The organism is Arthrobacter sp. Soil_C_60 (genome assembly GCF_057656375.1).
Genome location: NZ_JBDGKM010000008.1, coordinates 84,036 through 104,729, shown reverse-complemented (window position 1 = coordinate 104,729; position 20,694 = coordinate 84,036). Strand labels below are relative to the sequence as shown.

Annotated in this window: 16 protein-coding genes; 8 read left to right on the top strand and 8 right to left on the bottom strand. The window is 64.4% G+C overall.

The genetic code is table 11. The features are described 5' to 3' along the window. Positions 1-29: 29 nt before the first annotated feature. From AC3A4M_RS16145 to AC3A4M_RS16135, 3 genes are read right to left on the bottom strand one after another with little or no spacing between them, the layout of a single operon-like run. Positions 30-962: a carbohydrate ABC transporter permease gene (locus AC3A4M_RS16145; protein ID WP_498736892.1), complete on the bottom strand. Its 933-nt coding sequence runs from the start codon at positions 960-962 to the stop codon at positions 30-32. A gap of 3 nt (positions 963-965) precedes the next feature. Continuing rightward, positions 966-1,886 carry a carbohydrate ABC transporter permease gene (locus AC3A4M_RS16140; RefSeq protein WP_498736891.1) on the bottom strand — a complete coding sequence of 307 codons (921 nt, stop codon included), beginning with the start codon at positions 1,884-1,886 and terminating at the stop codon, positions 966-968. A 4-nt stretch (positions 1,887-1,890) separates the two neighbouring features. Continuing rightward, positions 1,891-3,270: an extracellular solute-binding protein gene (locus AC3A4M_RS16135; RefSeq protein WP_498736889.1), complete on the bottom strand. Its 1,380-nt coding sequence runs from the start codon at positions 3,268-3,270 to the stop codon at positions 1,891-1,893. Positions 3,271-3,477: 207 nt separating this feature from the next. Between AC3A4M_RS16135 and AC3A4M_RS16130 the strand changes: the two genes are divergently transcribed. The 7 genes from AC3A4M_RS16130 (at position 3,478) to AC3A4M_RS16100 (ending at position 13,254) form a co-directional block, all read left to right on the top strand. Continuing rightward, positions 3,478-4,920 carry a DUF3375 domain-containing protein gene (locus tag AC3A4M_RS16130; RefSeq protein ID WP_498736888.1) on the top strand — a complete coding sequence of 481 codons (1,443 nt, stop codon included), beginning with the start codon at positions 3,478-3,480 and terminating at the stop codon, positions 4,918-4,920. Next, the gene (locus AC3A4M_RS16125) at positions 4,917-5,540 is read left to right on the top strand and encodes a DUF4194 domain-containing protein (protein WP_498736887.1); all 624 of its coding nucleotides are present in this window, start codon (positions 4,917-4,919) and stop codon (positions 5,538-5,540) included. The genes AC3A4M_RS16130 and AC3A4M_RS16125 overlap by 4 nt, the downstream gene beginning before the upstream one ends. Then, positions 5,537-6,871: an ATP-binding protein gene (locus AC3A4M_RS16120; protein ID WP_498736885.1), complete on the top strand. Its 1,335-nt coding sequence runs from the start codon at positions 5,537-5,539 to the stop codon at positions 6,869-6,871. The genes AC3A4M_RS16125 and AC3A4M_RS16120 overlap by 4 nt, the downstream gene beginning before the upstream one ends. Next, positions 6,858-8,939 carry an ATP-binding protein gene (locus AC3A4M_RS16115; protein WP_498736884.1) on the top strand — a complete coding sequence of 694 codons (2,082 nt, stop codon included), beginning with the start codon at positions 6,858-6,860 and terminating at the stop codon, positions 8,937-8,939. The genes AC3A4M_RS16120 and AC3A4M_RS16115 overlap by 14 nt, the downstream gene beginning before the upstream one ends. Then, complete coding sequence (locus tag AC3A4M_RS16110; RefSeq protein WP_498736882.1) at positions 8,929-10,128, top strand: Wadjet anti-phage system protein JetD domain-containing protein; 1,200 nt, start codon at positions 8,929-8,931, stop codon at positions 10,126-10,128. The genes AC3A4M_RS16115 and AC3A4M_RS16110 overlap by 11 nt, the downstream gene beginning before the upstream one ends. 143 nt (positions 10,129-10,271) lie before the next feature. Further along, on the top strand, positions 10,272-11,780 hold the full coding sequence (gene putP / locus AC3A4M_RS16105) for a sodium/proline symporter PutP (RefSeq protein ID WP_498736880.1): 1,509 nt from the start codon (positions 10,272-10,274) through the stop codon (positions 11,778-11,780). 190 nt (positions 11,781-11,970) lie between these two features. Further along, the gene (locus tag AC3A4M_RS16100; protein WP_498736879.1) at positions 11,971-13,254 is read left to right on the top strand and encodes an MFS transporter; all 1,284 of its coding nucleotides are present in this window, start codon (positions 11,971-11,973) and stop codon (positions 13,252-13,254) included. Positions 13,255-13,374: 120 nt separating this feature from the next. Here the strand turns inward: AC3A4M_RS16100 and AC3A4M_RS16095 are convergent, their stop codons facing one another. Genes AC3A4M_RS16095 through AC3A4M_RS16085 form a run of 3 tightly spaced genes read right to left on the bottom strand, consistent with a single transcriptional unit; the run spans position 13,375 to position 16,920 of the window. After that, entirely contained in the window at positions 13,375-14,721 is a 1,347-nt protein-coding gene (locus tag AC3A4M_RS16095) for an MFS transporter (protein ID WP_498736877.1), read from the bottom strand. 57 nt (positions 14,722-14,778) lie between these two features. Further along, entirely contained in the window at positions 14,779-15,792 is a 1,014-nt protein-coding gene (locus AC3A4M_RS16090) for a PDR/VanB family oxidoreductase (protein ID WP_498736875.1), read from the bottom strand. A 33-nt stretch (positions 15,793-15,825) separates the two neighbouring features. Then, on the bottom strand, positions 15,826-16,920 hold the full coding sequence (locus tag AC3A4M_RS16085; protein WP_498736873.1) for an aromatic ring-hydroxylating oxygenase subunit alpha: 1,095 nt from the start codon (positions 16,918-16,920) through the stop codon (positions 15,826-15,828). Between the two features lie 196 nt (positions 16,921-17,116). Here AC3A4M_RS16085 and AC3A4M_RS16080 point away from each other — a divergent pair, with 196 nt between their 5' ends. Then, positions 17,117-17,728 carry a PadR family transcriptional regulator gene (locus tag AC3A4M_RS16080; RefSeq protein ID WP_498736872.1) on the top strand — a complete coding sequence of 204 codons (612 nt, stop codon included), beginning with the start codon at positions 17,117-17,119 and terminating at the stop codon, positions 17,726-17,728. Positions 17,729-17,779: 51 nt separating this feature from the next. On the opposite strand, the gene AC3A4M_RS16075 is transcribed toward AC3A4M_RS16080, so the two are convergent. After that, positions 17,780-19,336, bottom strand: a complete 1,557-nt coding sequence (locus tag AC3A4M_RS16075) for an acyl-CoA synthetase (protein ID WP_498736870.1) — start codon at positions 19,334-19,336, stop codon at positions 17,780-17,782. A gap of 229 nt (positions 19,337-19,565) precedes the next feature. Beyond that, a complete protein-coding gene (locus tag AC3A4M_RS16070) occupies positions 19,566-20,546 on the bottom strand; it encodes an ABC transporter substrate-binding protein (RefSeq protein WP_498736869.1) in 981 nt (326 codons plus the stop codon). Positions 20,547-20,694: the final 148 nt, after the last annotated feature.

The window sequence follows — 20,694 nt, the reverse complement described above, 5'->3', positions numbered from 1 at the left end:
AAACACTCCTTAAGGACTATTGCGACGAACTACCCCTTCATCGCACCGGCCATGGCGAACGAGCCGCCGATGCCGCGCGCGACCAGCACGTAAAGCAGGATCACCGGAATCGAATAAAGGATGGAAAAGGCGGCAAGCTGTCCGTACGCCACGGTGCCATACTGGCCGAAGAAGCGGAAGATGCTTACGGCGGCTGGCTGCTTGCCGGAGGACAGCAGCAGGATGAACGGCACAAAGAAATTTCCCCAGGCCTGGATGAAGACGAAAATGAAGACCACGGCCAGTCCCGGTCGCATCAGCGGCACCACCACATGGGCCAGCGCTTTCATCGAGGACGCGCCGTCCATCCAGGCGGCCTCCTCCAGGCTGATGGGGACCGAATCCATGAAGTTCTTGGTCATCCAGATGGCCATCGGCAGGAATGTCGCGGCCATAAAAAACGTGGTGGCCGGCAACGAGTCCAGCAGATTCAGCTGCACAAACAGGCCGTAGACCGGAACCATGATGGCGGTAATCGGCAGGCACGTGCCGAACAGCACCGTATAAAGGAACGGTTTGTTGAAGCGCAACTGGTACCGGGACAGCGGGTACGCCGCCAGCACGGCCGCAACCACAGTGAGGGCGGCGGCCCCGGCCGACAGCAGCAGGCTGTTCAGCAGCGGCACAAACGCCAGTTCCGGAGTCAGCACCGCCGCGAAGTTATCCAACGTGAAGGCCTTCGGCAGCTCGGTGGTGTAGCCTGCCTCGGGATCCAGCGACGCCAGCACCAGCCAGCTCAGCGGGATCAGGAAACACAGCCCCAGCAGGATCAGCACCGCATTGGCCAGCGTCTTCGACGCGGACCTGCGGGCGGAGGAAACGGACAAGCCGGAACGCGGACGCCGCTCCCGTCCCGGGCCAGGGGCCGGCGAAGCGGCGGCCGCGGTTGCCGGAGCCGGCGTTGTTGCTGGTGTCGGGGACATCGCTCACTTCTCCTTCAGCAGACGGATGTACGCCACGGAGAACACTGCGCCGATCAGGATCATCACGACGGCGATTGCCGTGCCGTAGCCGATGTTGCTGTACCGGAAGGCTTCCTCGTAGGCCATGACCGGCAGCGTGGCACTGCGCCGGGACGGACCGCCGGCGGTCATCACGTAGATCAGGGTGAAAACCGCCAGGGTCTGCAGGGTGATCAGCATCAGGTTCGTGGCGATGCTGCGCCGGATCATCGGCAGCGTGATGTACCAGAGCCGCAGCGCCCCGCCGGCGCCGTCGATCATCGCGGACTCGCTGATTTCCTGCGGCACATCGTTCAGCGCCGCCTGGTAGACCATCATGGAGAACGCGGTTCCCCGCCAGATGTTGGCCAGAATGATTGCCAGCATGGGATGTTCGAAGAGCCAGTCCACCGGCGCGATCCCGACGGTGGCCGTCAATTGGTTGAGGGTGCCTTCGCGGAAGAAGAACGCGTAGGCCACGAAGGCGGCCACGATTTCCGGCAGCACCCACGCCGCCACCACACAGACCCCGACGACGGCGGCAACCGCCTTGGTTGCCTTGTTCATCAGTAACGCTGTTCCCAGCCCGAGCAGGTTCTGCCCCACAATGGCCGAGGCGAACACAAACAGCACGGTCAGCCACAGGGACTGCGGAAAGTTCGGGTCGCGGAACAGGTCCGCATAGTTTTCGACCCCGATGAACTGCGGGTCCTTGGCATTTTTGCCCGTCAGCGCGGCATTGGTGAAGGACCCGTAGACGGAGAAGATGATCGGCCCGGCCAGGAAAATCCCCAGCAGTGCAATCGCCGGGGCCAGAGGCAGCAACTTCAGCCACAGCGCACCGGTCCTGCCGCTGTTCCCGTGCCCCGGTCCGTTGCCCGGCCGGAGCTCGGCCCGGGCGGTCATGTGGTCACTCTTCGACGACGTTGTCAGCTCCGACGATGTCCCGCACGGCGGCGTCATAGTCCGCCGCGGCCTCCTCCGGACTGCGCTCCCCGGTGATGACGGCTTCCGTCGCCTGCTGCGCCGCCGTCGAGATTTCCGGGTAGTCGCTGGTGGCGGGGCGGTAATGCGTCACGTCCACAACCTCGGAGACGTCGGCCACGAACGGGTTCGACTCCAGATAGGTTGGGTCTTCGGCGATATCCGAACGGACGGCGATCTGCGAGTTGTCGACCGTGTACTTCAGCAGGTTTTCCTGGCTCATCGCCGTCTTGAGGAACTCGAAAGCCAGGTCCGGGTTCTGGGAGCTGGCTCCGATGGCCAGTGTCCAGCCGCCGGACATGCTGACCGCGCCGGGCTCCTGGCCGTTCTGCGTGGGGAACGGCGCCACGCCCATCACGTCACCGGAGTCGGCCCATTCAAACATGCCTCCCTCCTGCCAGAAACTCGGCGAGTAGGAGCCCTCGACCACAGCGCCCATCCTGTCCTGGGGCAGATACTCGCCGAAGACAGCCTGCCAGATGTTCGGATCCAGCGCCTGGGCCGGGGTCAGCGCGAGTTCCTCGTCGTAGAGCGTCTTCAGGAAGGCCAGCGAATCCACAAAGCCTTGTGAACCGACCACCCATTTCTGCTGGTCCTCGTTGTAGAGCCGGCTGTCCGTGCCGTACAGCAGTTCGTAGAAACTCTGCATGACGGTGCCCTCGCCGGTGCCCGTGCCTGCGTACATATTGAAGGGGACAACGTCCGGCTGGGACTCCTTGATCTGGCGTGCGGCCGCCAGGATGTCATCCCAGGTCTTCGGTGCCCAGGGCACCTCCACCCCTGCGGCTTCCAGGACGTTCTTGTTGTACCAGATCACCCGGGTGTCGGTGCCGAGCGGGACTGCGTAAGTGGCGCCGTCGTCGGCCACGCCCGCCGCTTTGGCGCCTTCGTTGAAGCGTTCCCAGTCCGGCCATTCTGCGAGATAGGGATCAAGGTTGAGCAGGTACCCGGCGTCGACGTCGGAGCGCACCTTGAACGTATCTTCATAGAACACGTCCGGCGCGGTATCCGGCGAGCGCTGCGAGAGCGCCAGCCGGGTGGCGTAATCCTCGTCGCTGCCCTCGACCGGCTCCAGTTGGACAGTGACGTTTTCGTTCCCGGCTTCGAACTGGGTCTTGACGCCCTGCATCAATGTGTCCAGCGGCGAACCTTCACCCGACTTCTGGTACACAATGCGCAGCGTGGCCTCGTCGCCAGCGCCCGCATCCCCTCCCCCGCCGCCGGCCGAACAGCCGGTCAGCACCAGCAGGCCGGCTGCAATCAGTGACAGCGATGATTTGACGGAGGTGCTCCTGGTGCCACGCATGGTTCTCCTTTGATCCGCAGGCTGGATGCCGGTCACGATCTCAAGGGCAGCGAAGCCTGATGCGCACGATGGCTCGATGCTACCTCCATCGAATGGAGTAACCAATGGCTGGGGCCGAAACGTGATCTTGCTTCGGGGAACGGGCAAAGTGTCGTCGGCAGCACGTAGCATTGTGCCAGCACTCAACGCTTCAGACCCGGGGACCGCATGGACTACTACGCGCTCAACTCGCTGCGTGAGAATCACGCCGGCTGGGCCCTGCTGCGCGCCCAGAATGCCCCGCTGGCCCTGGCCTTTTTCATCGCCGCGTTCACCGGCCCGAACCAGCGCAATATCGGCCGCCAGGCACTGATCGACACCCTGGACGACGTCCTCTTCGGGCTCCGTGATTCCCTGGGGGAGGACAAGTTTCCCCGCCCGGCGGCCGAGTACCTGGACGACTGGGCCGCGCCGGAAAAAGCCTGGCTGCGCAAGTACTACATCGCCGGCCAGGATGAGCCGGTCTATGACCTGACCGCCACTGCCGAGGATGTAGTCCGCTGGGTGGAGAACCTCCGCGGCCGGGATTTTGTGGCCACGCAGTCCCGGCTGACCGGCATCTTCCAGCTGCTCAAGACCCTGGTCCAGGAATCCGAAACGGACCCGGAAGTCCGTCTGGCCGAACTGCAGAAACAGCGGGACGGGATCGACGCCGAAATGCAGCGGATCCGGGAGGGCCACATCAAGGTGATGAGCGGCCCCGAGGCGCTGGACCACTTCCAGCAGCTGACCGCCCTGGCCAAGGACCTGCTCGCCGATTTCCGCGAGGTAGAGCAGAACTTCCGCTCGCTGGACCGGCAGGTCCGCGAGCAGATCGCCACCTGGGACGGCACCCAGGGCGAACTGCTGGAGTCCATCTTCGCCAACCAGCAGGACATTTCCGGTTCCATCCAGGGCCGGACCTTCCAAGGCTTCTGGGACTACCTCATGTCGCCCCAGCTCCGGACCGAGCTGCAGGAGCTGCTGGAACGTGCCATGCAGATCGAGGCGCTGGCCCGGCTGGACAACATCGACGCCGTCGCCAATCTGCACCGCGACTGGCTCCCCGCCGTCGAGCAGACCCAGGCGACAGTCCGCCAGCTCTCGCAGCAGATGCGCCGCCTGCTCGATGACAAGGTGTTCCTCGAAAACAAGCGCATCATGCAGCTGCTCCGCAGCATCGAAGGCAACGCACTGGCCGTCCGCAACCAGCCGCCGTCGGGCACGTTTATCGAGGTCGATGCGCAGGCCGTCGATGTGGTGCTGCCCTTCGAACGCCCGCTGTATGAACCGAGTACCCGCGTGCAGCTGGACGACGAGGTTTTCACCGCCGAGGATGCGGAGGTGGATTCCGGCGCGCTCTTCGAACAGTTCCACGTGGACAAGGAGCGGTTGCAGGACAATATCGCCATGGTGCTGGAGGAGTCGGGGCAGGCCACCTTGGCCGACGTTGCCGATGCCTTCCCACTCAGCCAAGGCCTGGCGGAAATCGTCGCCTACTTCCAGTTGGCCTCGGACTCCCCGTGGGCGAGCATCAACCCGGAAACCAGCCAGCAATTGTCCTGGACGTTGCCCGACGGCAGCATCCGCGAGGCAACAGTTGAACAGATCATCTTTATGAGGCCTTCATGACCACTGAATCCAACGAAACGGGCCGGACCCACCCGGAGGAACTTCCCGCCGTCGTCAGCAAACTCTTCAAGGGCGTGGTGTACGCCGAATCGGATGAGAAAATCTGGCAATCGCTGCTGCCGCTGGCCTCGCATGTCCGGGATTACGTGGCGGTACTGGGCCTGGATCTGGTGCTGGACGAGTCCGAAGGCTATGCCTTTCTGACCTCGCGCCAGGATGTGGACCCGGACCTCCCCCGGCTGGTACCGCGCCGCCAGCTGACCTTCAACGTCAGCCTGCTGCTGGCCCTTCTGCGGGCGCGCCTGGCCGAGTTCGACCAGCAGACCGGCGAAACCCGCCTGATCATGACGGACCAGGACATCGCGGACATGGTCTCGGTGTTCCTGCCCGAGTCCAGCAACGAGGCCCGCATCCTGGACCAGCTGGCATCGAACATCAAGAAAGTCGTGGATTTGGGCTTCCTGCGCAAACTCCGCGGCCAGAACGGCACCTACGAAGTGGCGCGCATCCTCAAGGCCTACGTGGACGCGCAATGGCTGGAAGAATTCGACGCCCGGCTCGCGGACTACCGCGCTTCGCTGGACGGCTCCCCCGCCCAGGCTGAAAGGACCAGCGCATGACCGCCGAGCTGCAGACCAGCCTGTTCAATCTCGAAGATCTCAACAACGACGGCGGCAGGCCGGCTCCGGGGTTCCGCCTGCACCGCCTGGAACTGCTCAACTGGGGCACCTTCCATCAAGGCGTGCGCACGTTCCGGCTGGGCGGGGAGAACAGCCTGCTGACCGGCGACATCGGCTCCGGCAAGTCCACGGTGGTGGATGCGATCACTACCCTGCTGCTGCCGGCGAACCGGATTGAATACAACAAGGCCGCCGGCGCGCAGAAAAAAGAGCGCAGCCTGATGTCCTATGTCCGCGGCTTCCACAAGAGCGCCCGCAGCGGCACCGGGGATCATTCCAAGCCGGTGGCACTGCGCGGGCCCGGCTTCTATTCGGTGGTGCTTGGCGTCTTCCACAACGAGTTCCTGGGCAAATCGGTCACGCTGGCCATCACGCTCTGGGCCACGCAGGAGGCCGGGCAGCCCAACCGTTTCTACTCCTTGGCCGAGGGCGAGCAGACCATCGTTACGGACTTCGCGGACTTCGGCAAGGATCCGGCCAAACTCAAGAAGAAACTGCGCGCCGCCGGCGTCACCGTCCACGATTCCTTCGACCCGTACGCGGCCGCCTTCAAACGGCAGTTCGGCATCACCAGCAGCCAGGCCATGGACCTGTTCCACCGGACGGTCTCCATGAAGCAGGTGGAGAACATCACGCATTTCGTCCGCACCAACATGCTGGAAGAAGACAACGTGGGCTCCCGGATCAAGAATCTGATCCACCACTTCGATGACCTGAAGAAGGCCCATGACGCGGTGCTGCGGGCCAAGGACCAGATCCAGCTGCTCACCCCCATCCGCGACGGTGCGGCCAAACATGCGGAACTCGAGGAACGCGACCGGCAGGGCCGGGCGCAGCGGGACCAGCTGCATCCCTGGTTCACCGCGCAAAAACTCGAGCTGAGCCTGGAACACCAGCAGGAGCTGGCCCGTACAGGCACCCGGCTGGAGGAAGAGGGACAGAAGCTCGCCGCCGAAGTTACCCGTCTGCGGCACGAGCTGGCCGGAATCCAGGAGGACATGGAACACCAACGGCGGCGGCCGGCTGGCAGCGATCGACGCCGAGATCACGCGGCTGGAAGCGGAATCCCGGGCGCAGCGGGCACGCTTCGAGAACTACTCGCACGCCGCCGAAGCGCTCGGTCTCAAGGTTCCCGAAGACCGGGTCCTGTTCGACGGCAACGCGGCGCAGCTGGACGGCGTCGAGCGGCAGCTGGCCACGCGGGCCAGCGAACTGCAGGAACAGCGCACGGATCTGTCCAAAAAGCGGGACGCCGGGATGGTCCGCGCTGAGGATCTGAGGGCAGAGCTCAAGAGCCTGCAGTCACGGCAGAACCTGCTGCCCCGCCCGCAGCTTGAGCTTCGGCGCCGGCTCTGCGAAGGCACCGGAATCCCCGATTCCGCCCTGCCCTTTGCCGGGGAACTGCTGCGGCTGCGCGACGGCGAGTCCGCCTGGGAGGGCGCCGCGGAGCGGACCTTGCATGGCTTCGCGCTCTCCCTGCTGGTGCCCGCGGAGCACTACCCCGCGGTGAGCGGCTGGGTGGACGCGAACAATCTGCGGGCCCGGCTGGTGTACCTCAAAGTCGGCCAAACCCCTGCAATACAGGCCGCAGAGCCCGGCACACTGGCGTCGAAAATCAGCATCAAACCGGGCACACCGTTCCGCGAGTTCCTGCTCAACGAGCTGAACCACCGCTTCGACCACATGTGCTGCGAATCGTTGGAGGATTTCCGCCGCTTCCCGAAGGCGCTGACCATCAACGGCCAGCTCAAGGGTGGCCGCGGCCGGCACGAGAAGGACGACAGGCGGGACCTGCAGGACCGGCGGAACTACGTGCTGGGCTGGGACAACCACGCCAAGATCAGCCGGTTCCACACTGAACTCGAGGAAGCCCAGGGCCAGATCCGCAGCGCCGATGCCGGACTCAGCAAAGTCGACGCGGCACTCGGGGAGCTGGGCCAGCAACAGCAGCAGCTTGGCACCATCCGCGGCGTCAAGGAGTTCGCCGAGCTCAGCTGGCAGCTCACGGCACGCCGGATCGAGGAGCTCAAGGCAGAGAAAGCTGCACTCGAGGCCGCCAACGACGTCCTCCAGCAGCTTGCTGCCCGCGAGCGGGAAACCAGCGAACGGCTGGAGCGGCAGGACAAAAAGTCCAACGACCTGCAAAAACGCATCGGCGCCAACGAGAACGCCGCCAAAGAGATAGCCGAAGCGATCACTGAGTGCCGGGCCATTCTGGCCGAGACACCGCTGACCAACGACGCCGGCCTGCTGGCCGAGTTGGAAAAGCTCGCCGCCGTTGCCCTCGGCGACGAGGCAGCACTGACTTACAAAAATACCGACCGCACCGAAAGCACCGTACGTTCACGCCTCACCGCCACCATCGATGCCCTGAACAAACAGATCGCCCATTCCGCGGAACGCACGGTTGGGCTGATGCAGGCATTCCGCAACAAGTATCCGAACGAAACCACGGAGATCGACGCCGCGCTGGATGCCGCGGGCGAATACAACCGGCTGCTGGACCAGCTGGTCAGCAATGACCTGCCGCGGTTCGAGGAACATTTCAAGGACTCGCTGAACCAGAACACCATCCACGAGGTGGTGGCCTTCAACGCCTTCCTCGAATCCAGGCGGCAGGACATCATAAGCCGCATCGGGGAGATCAACCGTTCCCTGGCCACCATCGAGTACAACCCCGGCCGGCATATCCAGCTTGAACACCAGAACACCGCGGACGCGGACGTGCGCGAATTCGGCATCGATCTGCGTGCCTGTTCCGAAGGCACGCTCGGCAATGATGACCAGTACTCGGAGCAGAAGTTCCTGCAGGTGGAAAAGCTGGTGAACCGCTTCCGCGGCCGCGAGGGGCTGACCAGCCTGGACGAACGCTGGACCGCCAAGGTGACTGACGTGCGGAACTGGTTCACCTTCTCCGCCTCGGAAAAATGGACCGAGACCGGCGAAGAGCACGAGCACTTCACGGACTCCGGCGGCAAATCCGGTGGCCAGAAGGAAAAGCTGGCCTACACCATCCTCGCGGCGGCTCTGGCCTTCCAGTTCGGGCTGGGCTCCGCTCTCAAGGCCGGTGCCTCCGCGGGGAGCAACCGGAGTTTCCGTTTCGTGGTCATCGACGAAGCATTCGGCCGCGGCTCCGACGAATCCGCCCGCTACGGCTTGGAACTGTTCCGGCGGATGCAGCTGCAGCTACTCATCGTCACGCCGCTGCAGAAAATCCATGTCATCGAACCGCACGTCTCCAATGTGGGTTTTGTGGCCAACCCGAACGGGGACGATTCCCAGCTGCGGAACATGACCATCCAGGAGTACCGCGAGGAACGCGAGCGCCGTGCCGGCTGAGGCCTCAGCCCGGTGGACATCGCTCGATGATCTGCGCACTGCTTCGCAAAAGGCCTGGAACAAAGGTTCCCTGCTGCGGGAGTTGCTGCTGCCCACGGAAGCCTATCCCCGCCGTCGTGCTTTGAAACACCCGAGCGCTACCGAGCTGCGGGATGAGTACACCGCCGCACACGGCTGGGCCTCCGCACTGTATGCGGGCCTGTCCGGCCTGGCTGTGGAAACGGCCACAGTGGGCCGGACTACGGTTGGCGCCAACAGTGTTCCGGCCGCTGTGGTGTTCGAGTCGGCGCAGGACGAGATCGATTTCATCGGCAAGCGGCGGCAAGCCGGCGGGTTCCTGGGACTCGCGGCACAGCTCACCGAACTGGAGCCTGCCCTCCAGCAGTGGGCAACCAAACGGCCGCTGGTCCTGCTGGAGCTGGACACGGCCGCGCTCACCGCGGCGAAAGTTGCCCTCTGGCTGCGCGATCATCCGCAGCCGGGCATCTACCTACGCCAGCTCAGCCTGCCCGGGGTCCACACGAAATTCATCGAGAACCACCGGCGGACCATTGACGAGATGCTCTCCGTTCTTCGTCCCGCCGCTGTTATCGGCAGCGACGATCCGGATAGCGCCGGCCCCATACCGGGCACCCGGTTCGCCGCGCGGCACGGTTTTCTGTCCGCACCGGAGCTGGTGCGTTTCCGGATGCTTGACCCGCACCTGCCCCTGCTCGGAGCAGCCCGGGATCTGACCCTCACCGCTGCCGCTTTCTCCACACTCAACCTTCCGGTCCGGACCGTGATCGTGACCGAAAACCAGGTCAACTTCCTCGCACTGCCCGAACGGCCCGGTACCTTGGCGCTGTTCGGCGGAGGCTATGGCTTCTCCTCGCTCAGCGAGGCGGACTGGCTCCGGGATTGCGAAGTGCTCTATTGGGGTGACCTGGATACCCACGGCTTCCGGATCCTTGACCAGCTGCGGTCCAACCATCCGTATGTCCGCAGCGTCATGATGGATCTGGAGACGCTGCTGGCGCACAAGGATTTCTGGGGCACCGAAAGCAAGCCCTCGCGTGCCGTCCTGACCCGCTTATCCCCCGACGAAGCCGAGGTTTACGCCGCGCTGGGTAACCACACGTATGGAACCGCCGTCCGGCTGGAACAGGAGCAGATCCAGTGGGAATGGGTACGTGACCGGCTGACCTGACGGAGCTTCCGGCGTAGGGTGGCCGGTATTGGGAGCGGACGCTGGACAAGCTGCCGGGTAATCGTTATTGGCGTCACATGCAGGTCGCTGGAATACTGGACAGGCTCACTCACCCCCACCCGGTCACCCCGGAAGGACACCTCGTGAACGACCAGATATATCAGATCATCGCCATGGCGCTGTACATGGCAGGAATGCTAGGCATCGGGTGGTGGGCTTTCCGGCGCACCGACGACCTGGACGACTACATGCTCGCGGGCCGCGGCCTGCATCCCGGGGTAGCGGCACTGAGCGCCGGCGCTTCCGACATGTCCGGCTGGCTCCTGATGGGCCTGCCCGGCGCCCTCTATGTGGGCGGCCTGTTCGAAGCGTGGATCGCCATCGGCCTGACCATCGGAGCCTGGCTGAACTGGAAGTTCGTCGCTCCGCGGCTGCGCGCCTACACCGAGGTCTCCAACAACTCGATCACGGTGCCTAGCTTCTTCGATAACCGGCTCAAGGACAAGACCCATATCCTCCGGGTCGCTTCCGGCGTCATCATCCTGGCCTTCTTCACCTTCTACGTCTCCTCCGGCATGGTGGCCGGCGGCGTGTTCTTCGAGGCATCCTTCGGCTCCAGCTACCTGACCGGCATGCTGGTTGTCAGCGGCGTCACCGTGCTATACACGCTCTTCGGCGGTTTCATGGGCGCAACGTTCACGGATGTTGCCCAGGGCATCCTGATGTTCCTCGCCCTGCTGATTGTCCCGATCGTAGGCGTTTTCGCCACCGGCGGCATCGGCGCAACGTTCGACTCGATCCGCGAGGTGGATCCGGACTTCCTGAGCCTGTTCGCCGGCGGCACACTGGTGGCCGGCATCTCGGCGGCCGCATGGGGGCTGGGCTACTTCGGCCAGCCGCACATCATTGTCCGCTTCATGGCGATGCGCTCGGCTGCCGATGCCAAGGCCGGCCGCCGCATCGGTATCGGCTGGATGATCCTGACCGTACTCGGCGCCGTCGCAACGGCCCTCGTCGGCATCGCCTACTTCCAGCAGAATCCGGACGCCACGCTGGCGCACCCGGAATCCGTGTTCCTGGATCTGGCCCAGATCCTCTTCCACCCGTTCATCGCCGGCATGGTGCTCGCTGCCGTGCTGGCCGCGATCATGAGTACCCTCTCGTCACAGCTGATTGTCTGCTCGTCGGCACTGGTCGAGGACCTGTACAAGATCGTCAGCAAGAGGCAGGCCCCGGCCAAGGCGCAGGTGATGCTGGGCCGGATGGGCGTGCTGGTCGTCTCCCTCATCGCCATGGCCCTGGCCTGGAGCCAGAACGACACCATCCTTGGGCTGGTCGCCTTCGCCTGGGCCGGCTTCGGCGCCTCCTTCGGCCCGACTGTCATCCTCTCGCTTTACTGGCGCAAGCTCACCATGCCCGGGGCCCTGGCCGGCATGGTTGCCGGTGCGGTCACCGTCTTCTGGTGGGGCAATTCGGCGCTGACCGAGACCATGTACGAGATCGTTCCGGGCTTCATCCTGAACGTGATCGTCGCGGTGGTGGTCAGCCTGATCACCTACAAGCCCAATGCCGAGATCGAAGCGGAATTCGACGAAGCCGTGGGCCGGGCCAATGCGCCGGCACCGGCACCTGTGGCTGCCGCCGAGCGGTAACCGGGGGCAGCCGGCCGCTCCCGCTGAAGCGGCTTCCGGCCCTGAACCACAGCAAACGTCCGACGGCGGCACTCGCCCCCCCAAAGTGCCGCCGTCGGACGTTGTTTCCCACCAGCGACAACAAGTGATTTGATTTTCCCAATCACTTGGGCGGATACTGGTACTCCGCTCAACCATCCGAGGAACACCCATGTCCGTGCCGCGCGCTTTGCGCCCCTTTGCACACCACAACTACCGCGTGCTGATCGCTGCCCTGGCGATCTCCATTTTCGGCACCGGCATGTGGGCCGTCGGCATGGTGTACCAGGTCATCCATCTGGGCGGCGGTCCGGCCGAACTGTCCATCGTCGCCACCTGCTCGAGCGTCGGCCTGCTGGCTTTTGTGCTCCTGGGCGGCATCGCAGCCGACCGGCTGCCGCGGCGCCGGCTCATCCTGGCCGTGGAGGCAGTCAATCTGGCCGCCATCGGCGCGGTCAGCTTTTTGGCGCTCACGGACCGGCTGCAGCTGTGGCATCTGGCGGCGGCTGCCTTCCTGCTGGGCGTGGGTGCGGCGTTCTTCTTCCCGGCCTACTCGGCGATCCTGCCGCGGATCCTGCCGGCGGACGACCTGCTGGCAGCCAACGGCATGGAAGGAACCATCCGCCCGCTGCTGCAGCAGGCCGCCGGACCTGCCGCCGCGGGCATGGTGGTCGCCGCGTTCTCACCTGCCGCCGCCATCGGTTGGATCAGCTTCTGCCATCTCGCGGCCCTGGTGATCCTGTGCTTCCTCGGTGCCGAACCCGTCCCGGAAGGCGGCCACTCCGCACCTGCCAAGGGTTCCGTCCTGTCGGACCTGAAGGAAGGCGTCGCCTACACGGTAAAGACGCCCTGGCTGCTCTGGACGCTGCTGTGGGCCGTGGTCGCAACGCTCATTTTCATCGGCCCGATCGAGGTGCTGCTCCCCTTCGCCGTGGCTGCGCAGCTCGAGGGCGATGCCAGCACCTTCGGCTTCCTGCTGGGCATCTTCGGAGCAGGCGGGGCAGTCGGCGCCATGGTGACGGCCTCGCTGCCGCTCCCCCGCCGCTACCTGAGCGTGATGATCATGATGTGGGGTGCCGGCATCATGCCGCTGGCTATCCTCGGCTTCACCGACAGCTTCTGGGTCATGGCCGGCGCGTTGTTCATCATGGGTGCCACCGGCAGCGCGGGCATGGTGATCTGGGGAACCCTGCTCCAGCGCCGCGTCCCGTCCCACCTGCTCGGCCGCATCTCCAGTCTGGACTTCTTCGTGTCGCTGGCGCTGATGCCGGTGTCCATGGCGCTGGCCGGCCCGCTGGGCGAGATCATTCCGATCTGGCTGATCTTCCTGCTGGTCGGGCTGGCGTCGCCGGTGCTGTCCGTGATCGCGATTGTCTGCGGCCGGATGCTGCGGAACGAGATCGAGCACCCGTTGGAACGGACGCTGGCACCGGCAGACGAACCCGCGGAAGCGTAGGTCCAGCACCACTACCAATAACGACGACGACGGCGGCCCCTCACCTGGGTGCTGGCGAAGCCTGGACTTCGCCCGCCAAAGGTGGGGACCGCCGTCGTTATTGCCTGTTTGGTTGTTTGCCTACCTGGCGGAGGCGTCCGCCAGTTCGGGGCGGGCGGAGCTGCTCTCGCGGACCGGCCCGAGCAGGCGGACCGCGACGGCGGCAACCAGGACCACCGCGCCGACGCCCAGGTACAGCTGGACCGGGCTCCAGTCGGCGTCCAGCAGGAAGCCGGTGATCATCGGGGCAACGATGGCGCCGATGCGCCCGATGCCGATCGCCCAGCCCACGCCGGTGCTGCGGGTTCCGGTGGCGTACAGTGCCGGCGTGACGGTGTAGAGGCCGGCGATGCAGCCGTTGATGAGCATGCCGACGCCCACCCCGGCGACGAACGCGAGCACCAGGAAGCCGGCGGAGCTGATGAACAGCACCATGGACACCGCCGAGAGCACCGCGAAGCAGATAAACACGCCGCGGCTGCTCCATTTGGTGGCCAGCACCCCGTACAGGATGGAGCCGAAGGTGCCGCCGAGGGTCAGCATCAGGCCGCCCACCACGCCCTGCTCGGCGGTCATGCCGGCTTCGACCAGCAGGCGCGGCGTCCAGCTGTTGACGAAGTAGAAACCGAACATCGTGGCGAAGAACGCCAGCCAGATCAGCAGCGTGGTGCGCCGGTTCGCCGGGGCCAGCAGGTCGCCGACCTTGTTGCGTCCCTTCGCCCGCTCCGCCGCGCCGTGGGCGTCGCCGAGGTCCGTGACCGCAGGCTGGCCGATGCGGCGGGCAATCCGGTTCAGCCGCTCCACCACATTGCGCGGGCGCCGGATCAGCAGGAAGTCCACGGACTCGGGCAGGAGAACGGCCAGCAGTACAAGGGCCGCAGCGGTGGCAATGCCGCCGAAGACAAAGACCGAACGCCAGCCGTAGCTGCCCTGCAGCGACACGGCCGCCATGCCGCCCAGCGTGGCGCCGACGCCGTAGCCGGCGGTGTAGATGCCGATGCCCAGGCCGCGCCAACGGTCCGAGGAGTACTCGCTCGCAATGACGTTGGTGCAGGCCAGGATGCCGCCGACACCCAGCCCGGTGACCACCCGCCACAGCCCCAGTTCGACGGCGGAGTTGGCCAGCGCGGACAGGAACATGCCGCCTGCCGCCAGGGCCAGCGAAACCAGGATCATCGGACGGCGGCCGACGACGTCGGCAAAGGGTGCCAGCACCAGGGAGCCGATGGCCATGCCCACCAGCCCGGCGCTCAGCAACAGGCCAAGTTCGGTGCCGCTGAGGCCGAAATCGTTGGTCACGCTGGTGGCGGTGAAGGCCATGGCCATGACGTCGAAGCCGTCGAGTGCGTTCAGCAGGACGCACAGTCCGATGATCAGCCACTGGTAGGGAGACATGGCTGACTTATTGATCCGCTCGCGCAGTTCCATTCACTACTGTCTTTCTCGAAGTTTGCTCGAATTTGAAGGGCGTCCCGCTGGCTTGGGTCAGGAGACTTCGATGGTCACGACTGCCGGTCCCCGGTGCGGGTCTGCGTCCGACTTGGCTCCGGTTTTGGTGGTGACGGCGCGGGAGACGCAGCAGCACATTTTTGCCGCGGCGTGCTGCTGGCGTTCGGAGTAGAACACGTCGCGGTGGTCCACGGCGCCGTCGAGTTCCAGGATCCTGACCTCGCATAGGCCACATTCGCCCTTGCGGCAGTCGAACATCATGTCCACGCCGGCGTCCTCCAGGGTCTCCAGCATGGAGCGGCCCTGGCCGACCGTGGCCTCGACGCCGAGCCGCGGAATCCGGACGATGAACTCTTCCGGGTCGTACCAGCCGGAGTTCCCGAAGGTCTCGTAGCGCAGGTTCGGCAGGTTCAGCTCCCGCTCGGTCCAGCCGCGGCGGACCACGTCCATCAACCGGATGGGACCGCACATGTACAGTTCGGTATCCAGATCCGCCGACGCGACCAGTTCGTCCACCTTCAGCGAGGTACCTTCGTCATCGACGTGGACCACCATGTTGTCGCCGTGCAGTTCCTGCAGCTCGGGCAGGTACGCCATCGCCGCGCGGTTCCGCCCCGCATATACGAACGTGTAGTCGGCCTTCAGGTTCTTCAGCACGCGGCCCATGTTGATCATGGCCGTGATGCCGATGCCGCCGGCCAGCAGGATGTAGCGGCCGGCGCCCACGCGGAGCGGGAAGTTCTGCAGCGGCTGGGTGATCTCCAGGGTGTCGCCCGGCTTGAGCGTGTGCATGAAGAGCGAACCTCCGCGGGACTGCGGGGCCTTCATCACGCTGATGACCAGGCGCGTGCCATCCTCGCTGGACTCGACCACGGAGTAGGATCTCTTGTCCTGCTCGCCGTCGATCATGACCTTCAGGTCCACGTGCGAGCCCGGCTCCGCCTTCTTGGGAAGGGCGGGTTCCAGGACAATGCGCTGGATGTCGGTGGCGATGGCCCGGGCCTCGACAACAGTTGCCTGCTGCCAGACCTCGACGTTTGTTGCTGCCATTAGTTCATAACCTGTCTCACTTGTGGCCGGCCCCTACGCGGTGGGAACCAGGCGCCCTTCGGCTTCGAGCATGCGTTCGATCAGGCGGCGCACCCACATGCCGCCGGCGTCGATATTGAGGTTGTAGAACTCGTAGTCCGGGTTCGCGTCGATCGCCGCCTGCTGGGCCTTGAGCATTTCCTCGTCTTCACCGAACACCCCGTGCACGCCGTTGCGCAGCTGGGTGGTGATCAGCTGGCTCTCCAGCCGGTAGTTGCGCATAAACGCCCAGAAGTAGTGGCAGGACCGGTCGGTCTCCGGGGTGATGGTGTTCATGACAAAGCCGTTGACGCCCTGGCTGCGGTTGCCCTCCGGCGCGCCGGTACCGGCCTTGGCCACGCCGACGTCAATGTTGATGGTCGAGGGGGCCTGGAAGGTGATGATCTGCCACCGGTCCACCTTGCCCTCAAACCCGGGGAACTTGTCCCGCATGTTCTTCAGCCAGAACGGCGGCGCATCGATGTTGTGCATCCAGCGGGAGACCGTGACTTTGCTCCCGTCGTGGGTGACCACGAAATCGGATTCGCTGAGCTCCTCCTGGCCGATCGAGGACGAGTGCACAAACTCCTCGTGCGTCAGATCCATCAGGTTATCCAGCACCAGCTGGTAGTTGCAGTCGGCATGGATGGTTTCGCCGTCGCCGGCCCACTCCTCGGAGGACATCTGGTGCATGTCCGGCACCAGATCCGGATCCGCCTTGGTCGGATCGCCCAGCCACACCCAGACATAGCGGTAGCGCTCCACCACAGGGAAGGACGGCACCGTGGCGCTGGGGTTGATGGTCTCCTGCGCCGGCATGGACACGCACCGGCCGGCCGAGTTGTAGACGATGCCGTGGTACGGGCACTGGATCCCGTCCTTACCCATGGTCTTGCCCATCGACAGCGGCGCCAAACGGTGCCAGCACGCATCCGCCAAGGCCACAGCCTTGCCGTCCTCCGTGCGATACAGCGCCAGCGGACGGTTCGCGACGCGGCGCGACATCGGCTTCCGGGTCACCTCGTGGTCCCACGCCGCCACGTACCAGGCGTTCAACGGATGGCCCAGGACCTTGTTGGTCGTGGAACTGGTGGACTGCACTGCGGTCACGGTGATTCCTTCCGGTCACCGGGCATCCCATCTGCTACGACAGAAGGGACCCGGAATTGAATAAGTACAAGATGAATAAGAGTTGGGTCGGCACTATCCGGCTGATCCACTATCTATCTCCATAGTTAGTGCCGTGGGACACAGCATATCTATGGATATAGTGGTTTGCAACACACCGACGAGAAAAGGTTGACGCGTGAGTCTTCGCTACGCCCTGCTGGCGCTGCTGACAGTTGAGCCGATGACCGGCTACGACCTCTACAAGGAGTTCGAATCGTCGGTTGGCCACGTCTGGCATGCACCGGATTCGCAGATCTACCCGGAGCTGCGGCGGATGGAGAAGGACGGACTGCTCGAAGGCGAGGAGATCAGCTGGGGCCAGCGCGGCAAAAAGCGGCAGTACCACATTACGGAAGCCGGAGTGGAGGCCTTCCGGACCTGGATGAACGGAACTTTGGACTATGCGCGCGTGCGGGACCCCGCGCACCTGAAGGCCGCATACCTGGAGTGGGCGGAGCCGGACGCAGCCCGGGAGCAGATGCTGGCACATATCCGGCACCATGCGGAGTTGCTGCAGCAGTGGCACGACAAGGTGCGCGAAATCGAAGAAGGCGGCAGCCCCATGCTCAACCGGCGCCTGGCCAAGGTTCCGCCGGAGCAGCGCCGGAAGACAGCCGCGTTCAAGAAGTTCACCTACGAGGGCTTGATAGCGCGGGCCGAGCAGGAGATCGCCTGGGCCAACCGCGGCCTGGCCCTGATCGACGAGCTGTATGCGGAGCCGGAGACCCCGGACGCAGGGAAAAGCTGACCCTGCCCGGCCGGCAGGATCAGCTCCCCTTGCGTCACTCTCCTGACGGAATCAGCTGGAGTACTGTTTGCGCAGGTCGGCCTTGCGGATCTTGCCGCTGGCCGTCCGCGGCAGGTCCTCCACGACCACCATGCTCTTGGGAATCTTGTAGCGCGCCAGCCGGTCCCGCAGATGGTTCTGGACGTCTTCTTCCGACAGGTTGAAACCTTCCCGGACCGTCACGATGGCCCGCGGCACTTCCCCCCACTTCGGATCCGGAACACCGATCACCGCAACGCTGCTGACGGCTTCGAGCTCCACAATGATCTGCTCGACCTCGGCGGGGTAGATGTTTTCGCCGCCGGAAATGATCATGTCCTTGAGCCGGTCCGAAATGAACAGGTAGCCCTCTTCGTCCACATAGCCCATGTCCCCGGACTTGAACCAGACGTCATCTGCATAGCTCTCCGCCGTGGCATCCGGCCGGTTCCAGTACTCCTTGATGACGTTCGGTCCGGAAATCTGGATTTCGCCGACCTCGCGGGCGGGCAGGACCGTACCGGCAGGATCCGCAATGCGGATGTCGCTGAAGAAGTGGGGCAGTCCGGCCGACCCGGCCTTCTCGCGCGATTTGTTGGGAGCGAGGCTCGTGGCGCCCGGCGCGGTCTCCGTCATGCCGTAGCCGCCGGAGAAGGACAAGCCGCGCGATTCATAAGCTTCCAGCACCCGCATCGGCACCGCGGAGCCACCGCAGGTCAGCTTCTGCAGCGAGCTGATGTCCGTCTTGTCCCAGTCCGGATGCTCACAGAGCAACTGGTACGTGGTGGGCACGCCGCTGATGCTCGTCGCTTTGTACTGTTCGATCAACTGCAGGGTCCGGCCCGGTTCGAACTTGGGCTCCAGGACCACCGTGGCCCCCTTGAGCAGCGCCGGCAGCACGCCCATGCCGAGCGAGGCGACATGGAACATCGGGGCGATCATCAGGGCCACATCGGTGCTGGCCATGTCATAGTCCACCAGGACGTTGAAGCTGTTCCAGGTCATGTTGCCGTGCGTCAGCAGGGCGCCCTTGGGCCGGCCGGTTGTCCCCGACGTGTAGAGAATCATCGCCGGATCATCCAGCGAGACCTCCACATCACGGTGTTCGCCCGAGCCCGAAGCGATGGCATCTTCGAAAAGTTCGACGGCGGTGCCGGATTCGATCTCGTCATCCGGCGATACAGCGGCCGGCCCGTCCTCGACGACCAACCGGTGTGTCACCGCCGTTTCCCGGCCCCCGCGGACGGCAAGACCCTCGAGCGTGCGCGCATGGACCAGGATTTTGCTGCCGGAATCCTGCAGCGCGAACTGTATCTCCGGCGGCGCCAGACGGGTGTTGAGCGGGACGAAAATTGCCCCCAGGGTTCCGCAGGCGAAGAACGTCTCCAGGAAGGCTGCATGGTTTTCGCCCAGGTAAGCCACCCGGTCACCCTTCGCAACACCGCGGTCGGCAAAGGCACTGGCAAGGCGGTCCACGCGAAGCGCAAAGTCGTCATACGCCAACTGACCCGCACTGCTGATGATGGCGGTTTTGCCCGCAGACTTAACGCGGCGCTTGTGAATCCATGAACCCAACCCTTGGTTGTGCATCCTTACACGTACCCTTCGCAATGTTCCGAAACCGGAAACTTCCCTCAGCCAACAGATCCCGTGAGCGCAGTCACAGGAGGATACCCCCACGGTAGAACCAATTCGTTGAAAAAGTCAATAGTTGTGAAAACACCAGCGACTCCCTCCACGAGGCGCGGCAATGGGCACCAAAGCTGTCTGCTTCGATGCCCATTGAAGGGACTCCCGGCGAACCGGATGTGCGCTTCGGTTACCGCGGAAGCAGTGCCTCCATGTCCGGAATCTCCTCGATCAGACCGCCCTTGAGGGAGATATCAGCGATCTCCTGGATGGATTCCGCGTTCACTTCCTGCGCGAACTTCGGCAGGGTGAGCTCCTCGATGATGGCGGGATCAATCTGCGTGTACTCGGGGAGGATTGCACGCACCTTGTCCGGGTTCTCTTCGGCGAACGCCTGGGATTTCTTCATCGCGCCGATGAAGGCCTCAGTGACTTCCGGCTTCTGCTCGGCAATCTCGTCGGAGGTGAAGTAGACAGCCACCGTCAGGTCCTGCACCGGATGCGCGTAGTTGGAGAAAACCGGAACGGCCCCGTCCTGCCGGGCAAGTGTCAGGAACGGTTCCACTGCGGCGATGGCGTCGACGTTGCCCTGCTCCAGGGCCGCCCGCATATCCGGGAACGGCATTTCCACATAGTCCACTGTGGAAGGATCGCCGCCGGCCTCTTCGACGGCGGCGCTGATAGTGGAGTCGGAAATGTTGTTCAGCGTATTGACCGCGATCTTCTTGCCCTCCAGATCCGTGATCTCCTCGATCCCACTGTCCGGCTTGACCATCACGGCGGCGAAGTCCTCGTTTTCATCGCCTGTGGTGGACGAGCCGCTCGCGACCATCTGCATGGGCAGCCCCTTGGACCGGGCAACGATCAGGGAGGTGACATTGCTGAAGCCGAAGTCCATCTGGCCGCTGGTGATGGCCGGGACAATCGCCGCACCGCCCTGCGCCTGGGTCAGCTCAAGGTCCAGTCCGGCTTCTTCGAAGAAACCTTCCTTTTCACCGAGGTAGATTGGCGCGACGTCCACAATGGGGATGACGCCGACGTTGACCGGAGTCAGCTCTCCGGCGGCACCGGGCGATCCGCCGCCGCCCTCCTCGCCAGAGGGGCTGCCGCCGCCACAGGCGGTCACGGCCAGCACGGCTGTCAGGGCAAAGGCTGCACGAAGTTTCTTCACTTGCTTCTCCAAATCCCGGGTTCCCAACAAAGCATAGACACAGCCGAAGACTTCCACGTGTGCCCCGCATCACAATATCTATGGCCATAGTGCTGGTCAACGGTCCGTGGCGGATCTTGTCCGCATCGTGACGCACCCGCTCGGGAGA

Excerpts from the sequence above, each read along its gene's own strand:
- AC3A4M_RS16145 (WP_498736892.1), bottom strand. The coding sequence starts at position 962 with ATGTCCCCGACACCAGCAACAACGCCGGCTCCGGCAACCGCGGCCGCC.
- AC3A4M_RS16140 (WP_498736891.1), bottom strand. The coding sequence starts at position 1,886 with ATGACCGCCCGGGCCGAGCTCCGGCCGGGCAACGGACCGGGGCACGGG.
- AC3A4M_RS16135 (WP_498736889.1), bottom strand. The coding sequence starts at position 3,270 with ATGCGTGGCACCAGGAGCACCTCCGTCAAATCATCGCTGTCACTGATT.
- AC3A4M_RS16130 (WP_498736888.1), top strand. The coding sequence starts at position 3,478 with ATGGACTACTACGCGCTCAACTCGCTGCGTGAGAATCACGCCGGCTGG.
- AC3A4M_RS16125 (WP_498736887.1), top strand. The coding sequence starts at position 4,917 with ATGACCACTGAATCCAACGAAACGGGCCGGACCCACCCGGAGGAACTT.
- AC3A4M_RS16120 (WP_498736885.1), top strand. The coding sequence starts at position 5,537 with ATGACCGCCGAGCTGCAGACCAGCCTGTTCAATCTCGAAGATCTCAAC.
- AC3A4M_RS16115 (WP_498736884.1), top strand. The coding sequence starts at position 6,858 with ATGGTCCGCGCTGAGGATCTGAGGGCAGAGCTCAAGAGCCTGCAGTCA.
- AC3A4M_RS16100 (WP_498736879.1), top strand. The coding sequence starts at position 11,971 with ATGTCCGTGCCGCGCGCTTTGCGCCCCTTTGCACACCACAACTACCGC.
- AC3A4M_RS16095 (WP_498736877.1), bottom strand. The coding sequence starts at position 14,721 with ATGGAACTGCGCGAGCGGATCAATAAGTCAGCCATGTCTCCCTACCAG.
- AC3A4M_RS16090 (WP_498736875.1), bottom strand. The coding sequence starts at position 15,792 with ATGGCAGCAACAAACGTCGAGGTCTGGCAGCAGGCAACTGTTGTCGAG.
- AC3A4M_RS16075 (WP_498736870.1), bottom strand. The coding sequence starts at position 19,336 with ATGCACAACCAAGGGTTGGGTTCATGGATTCACAAGCGCCGCGTTAAG.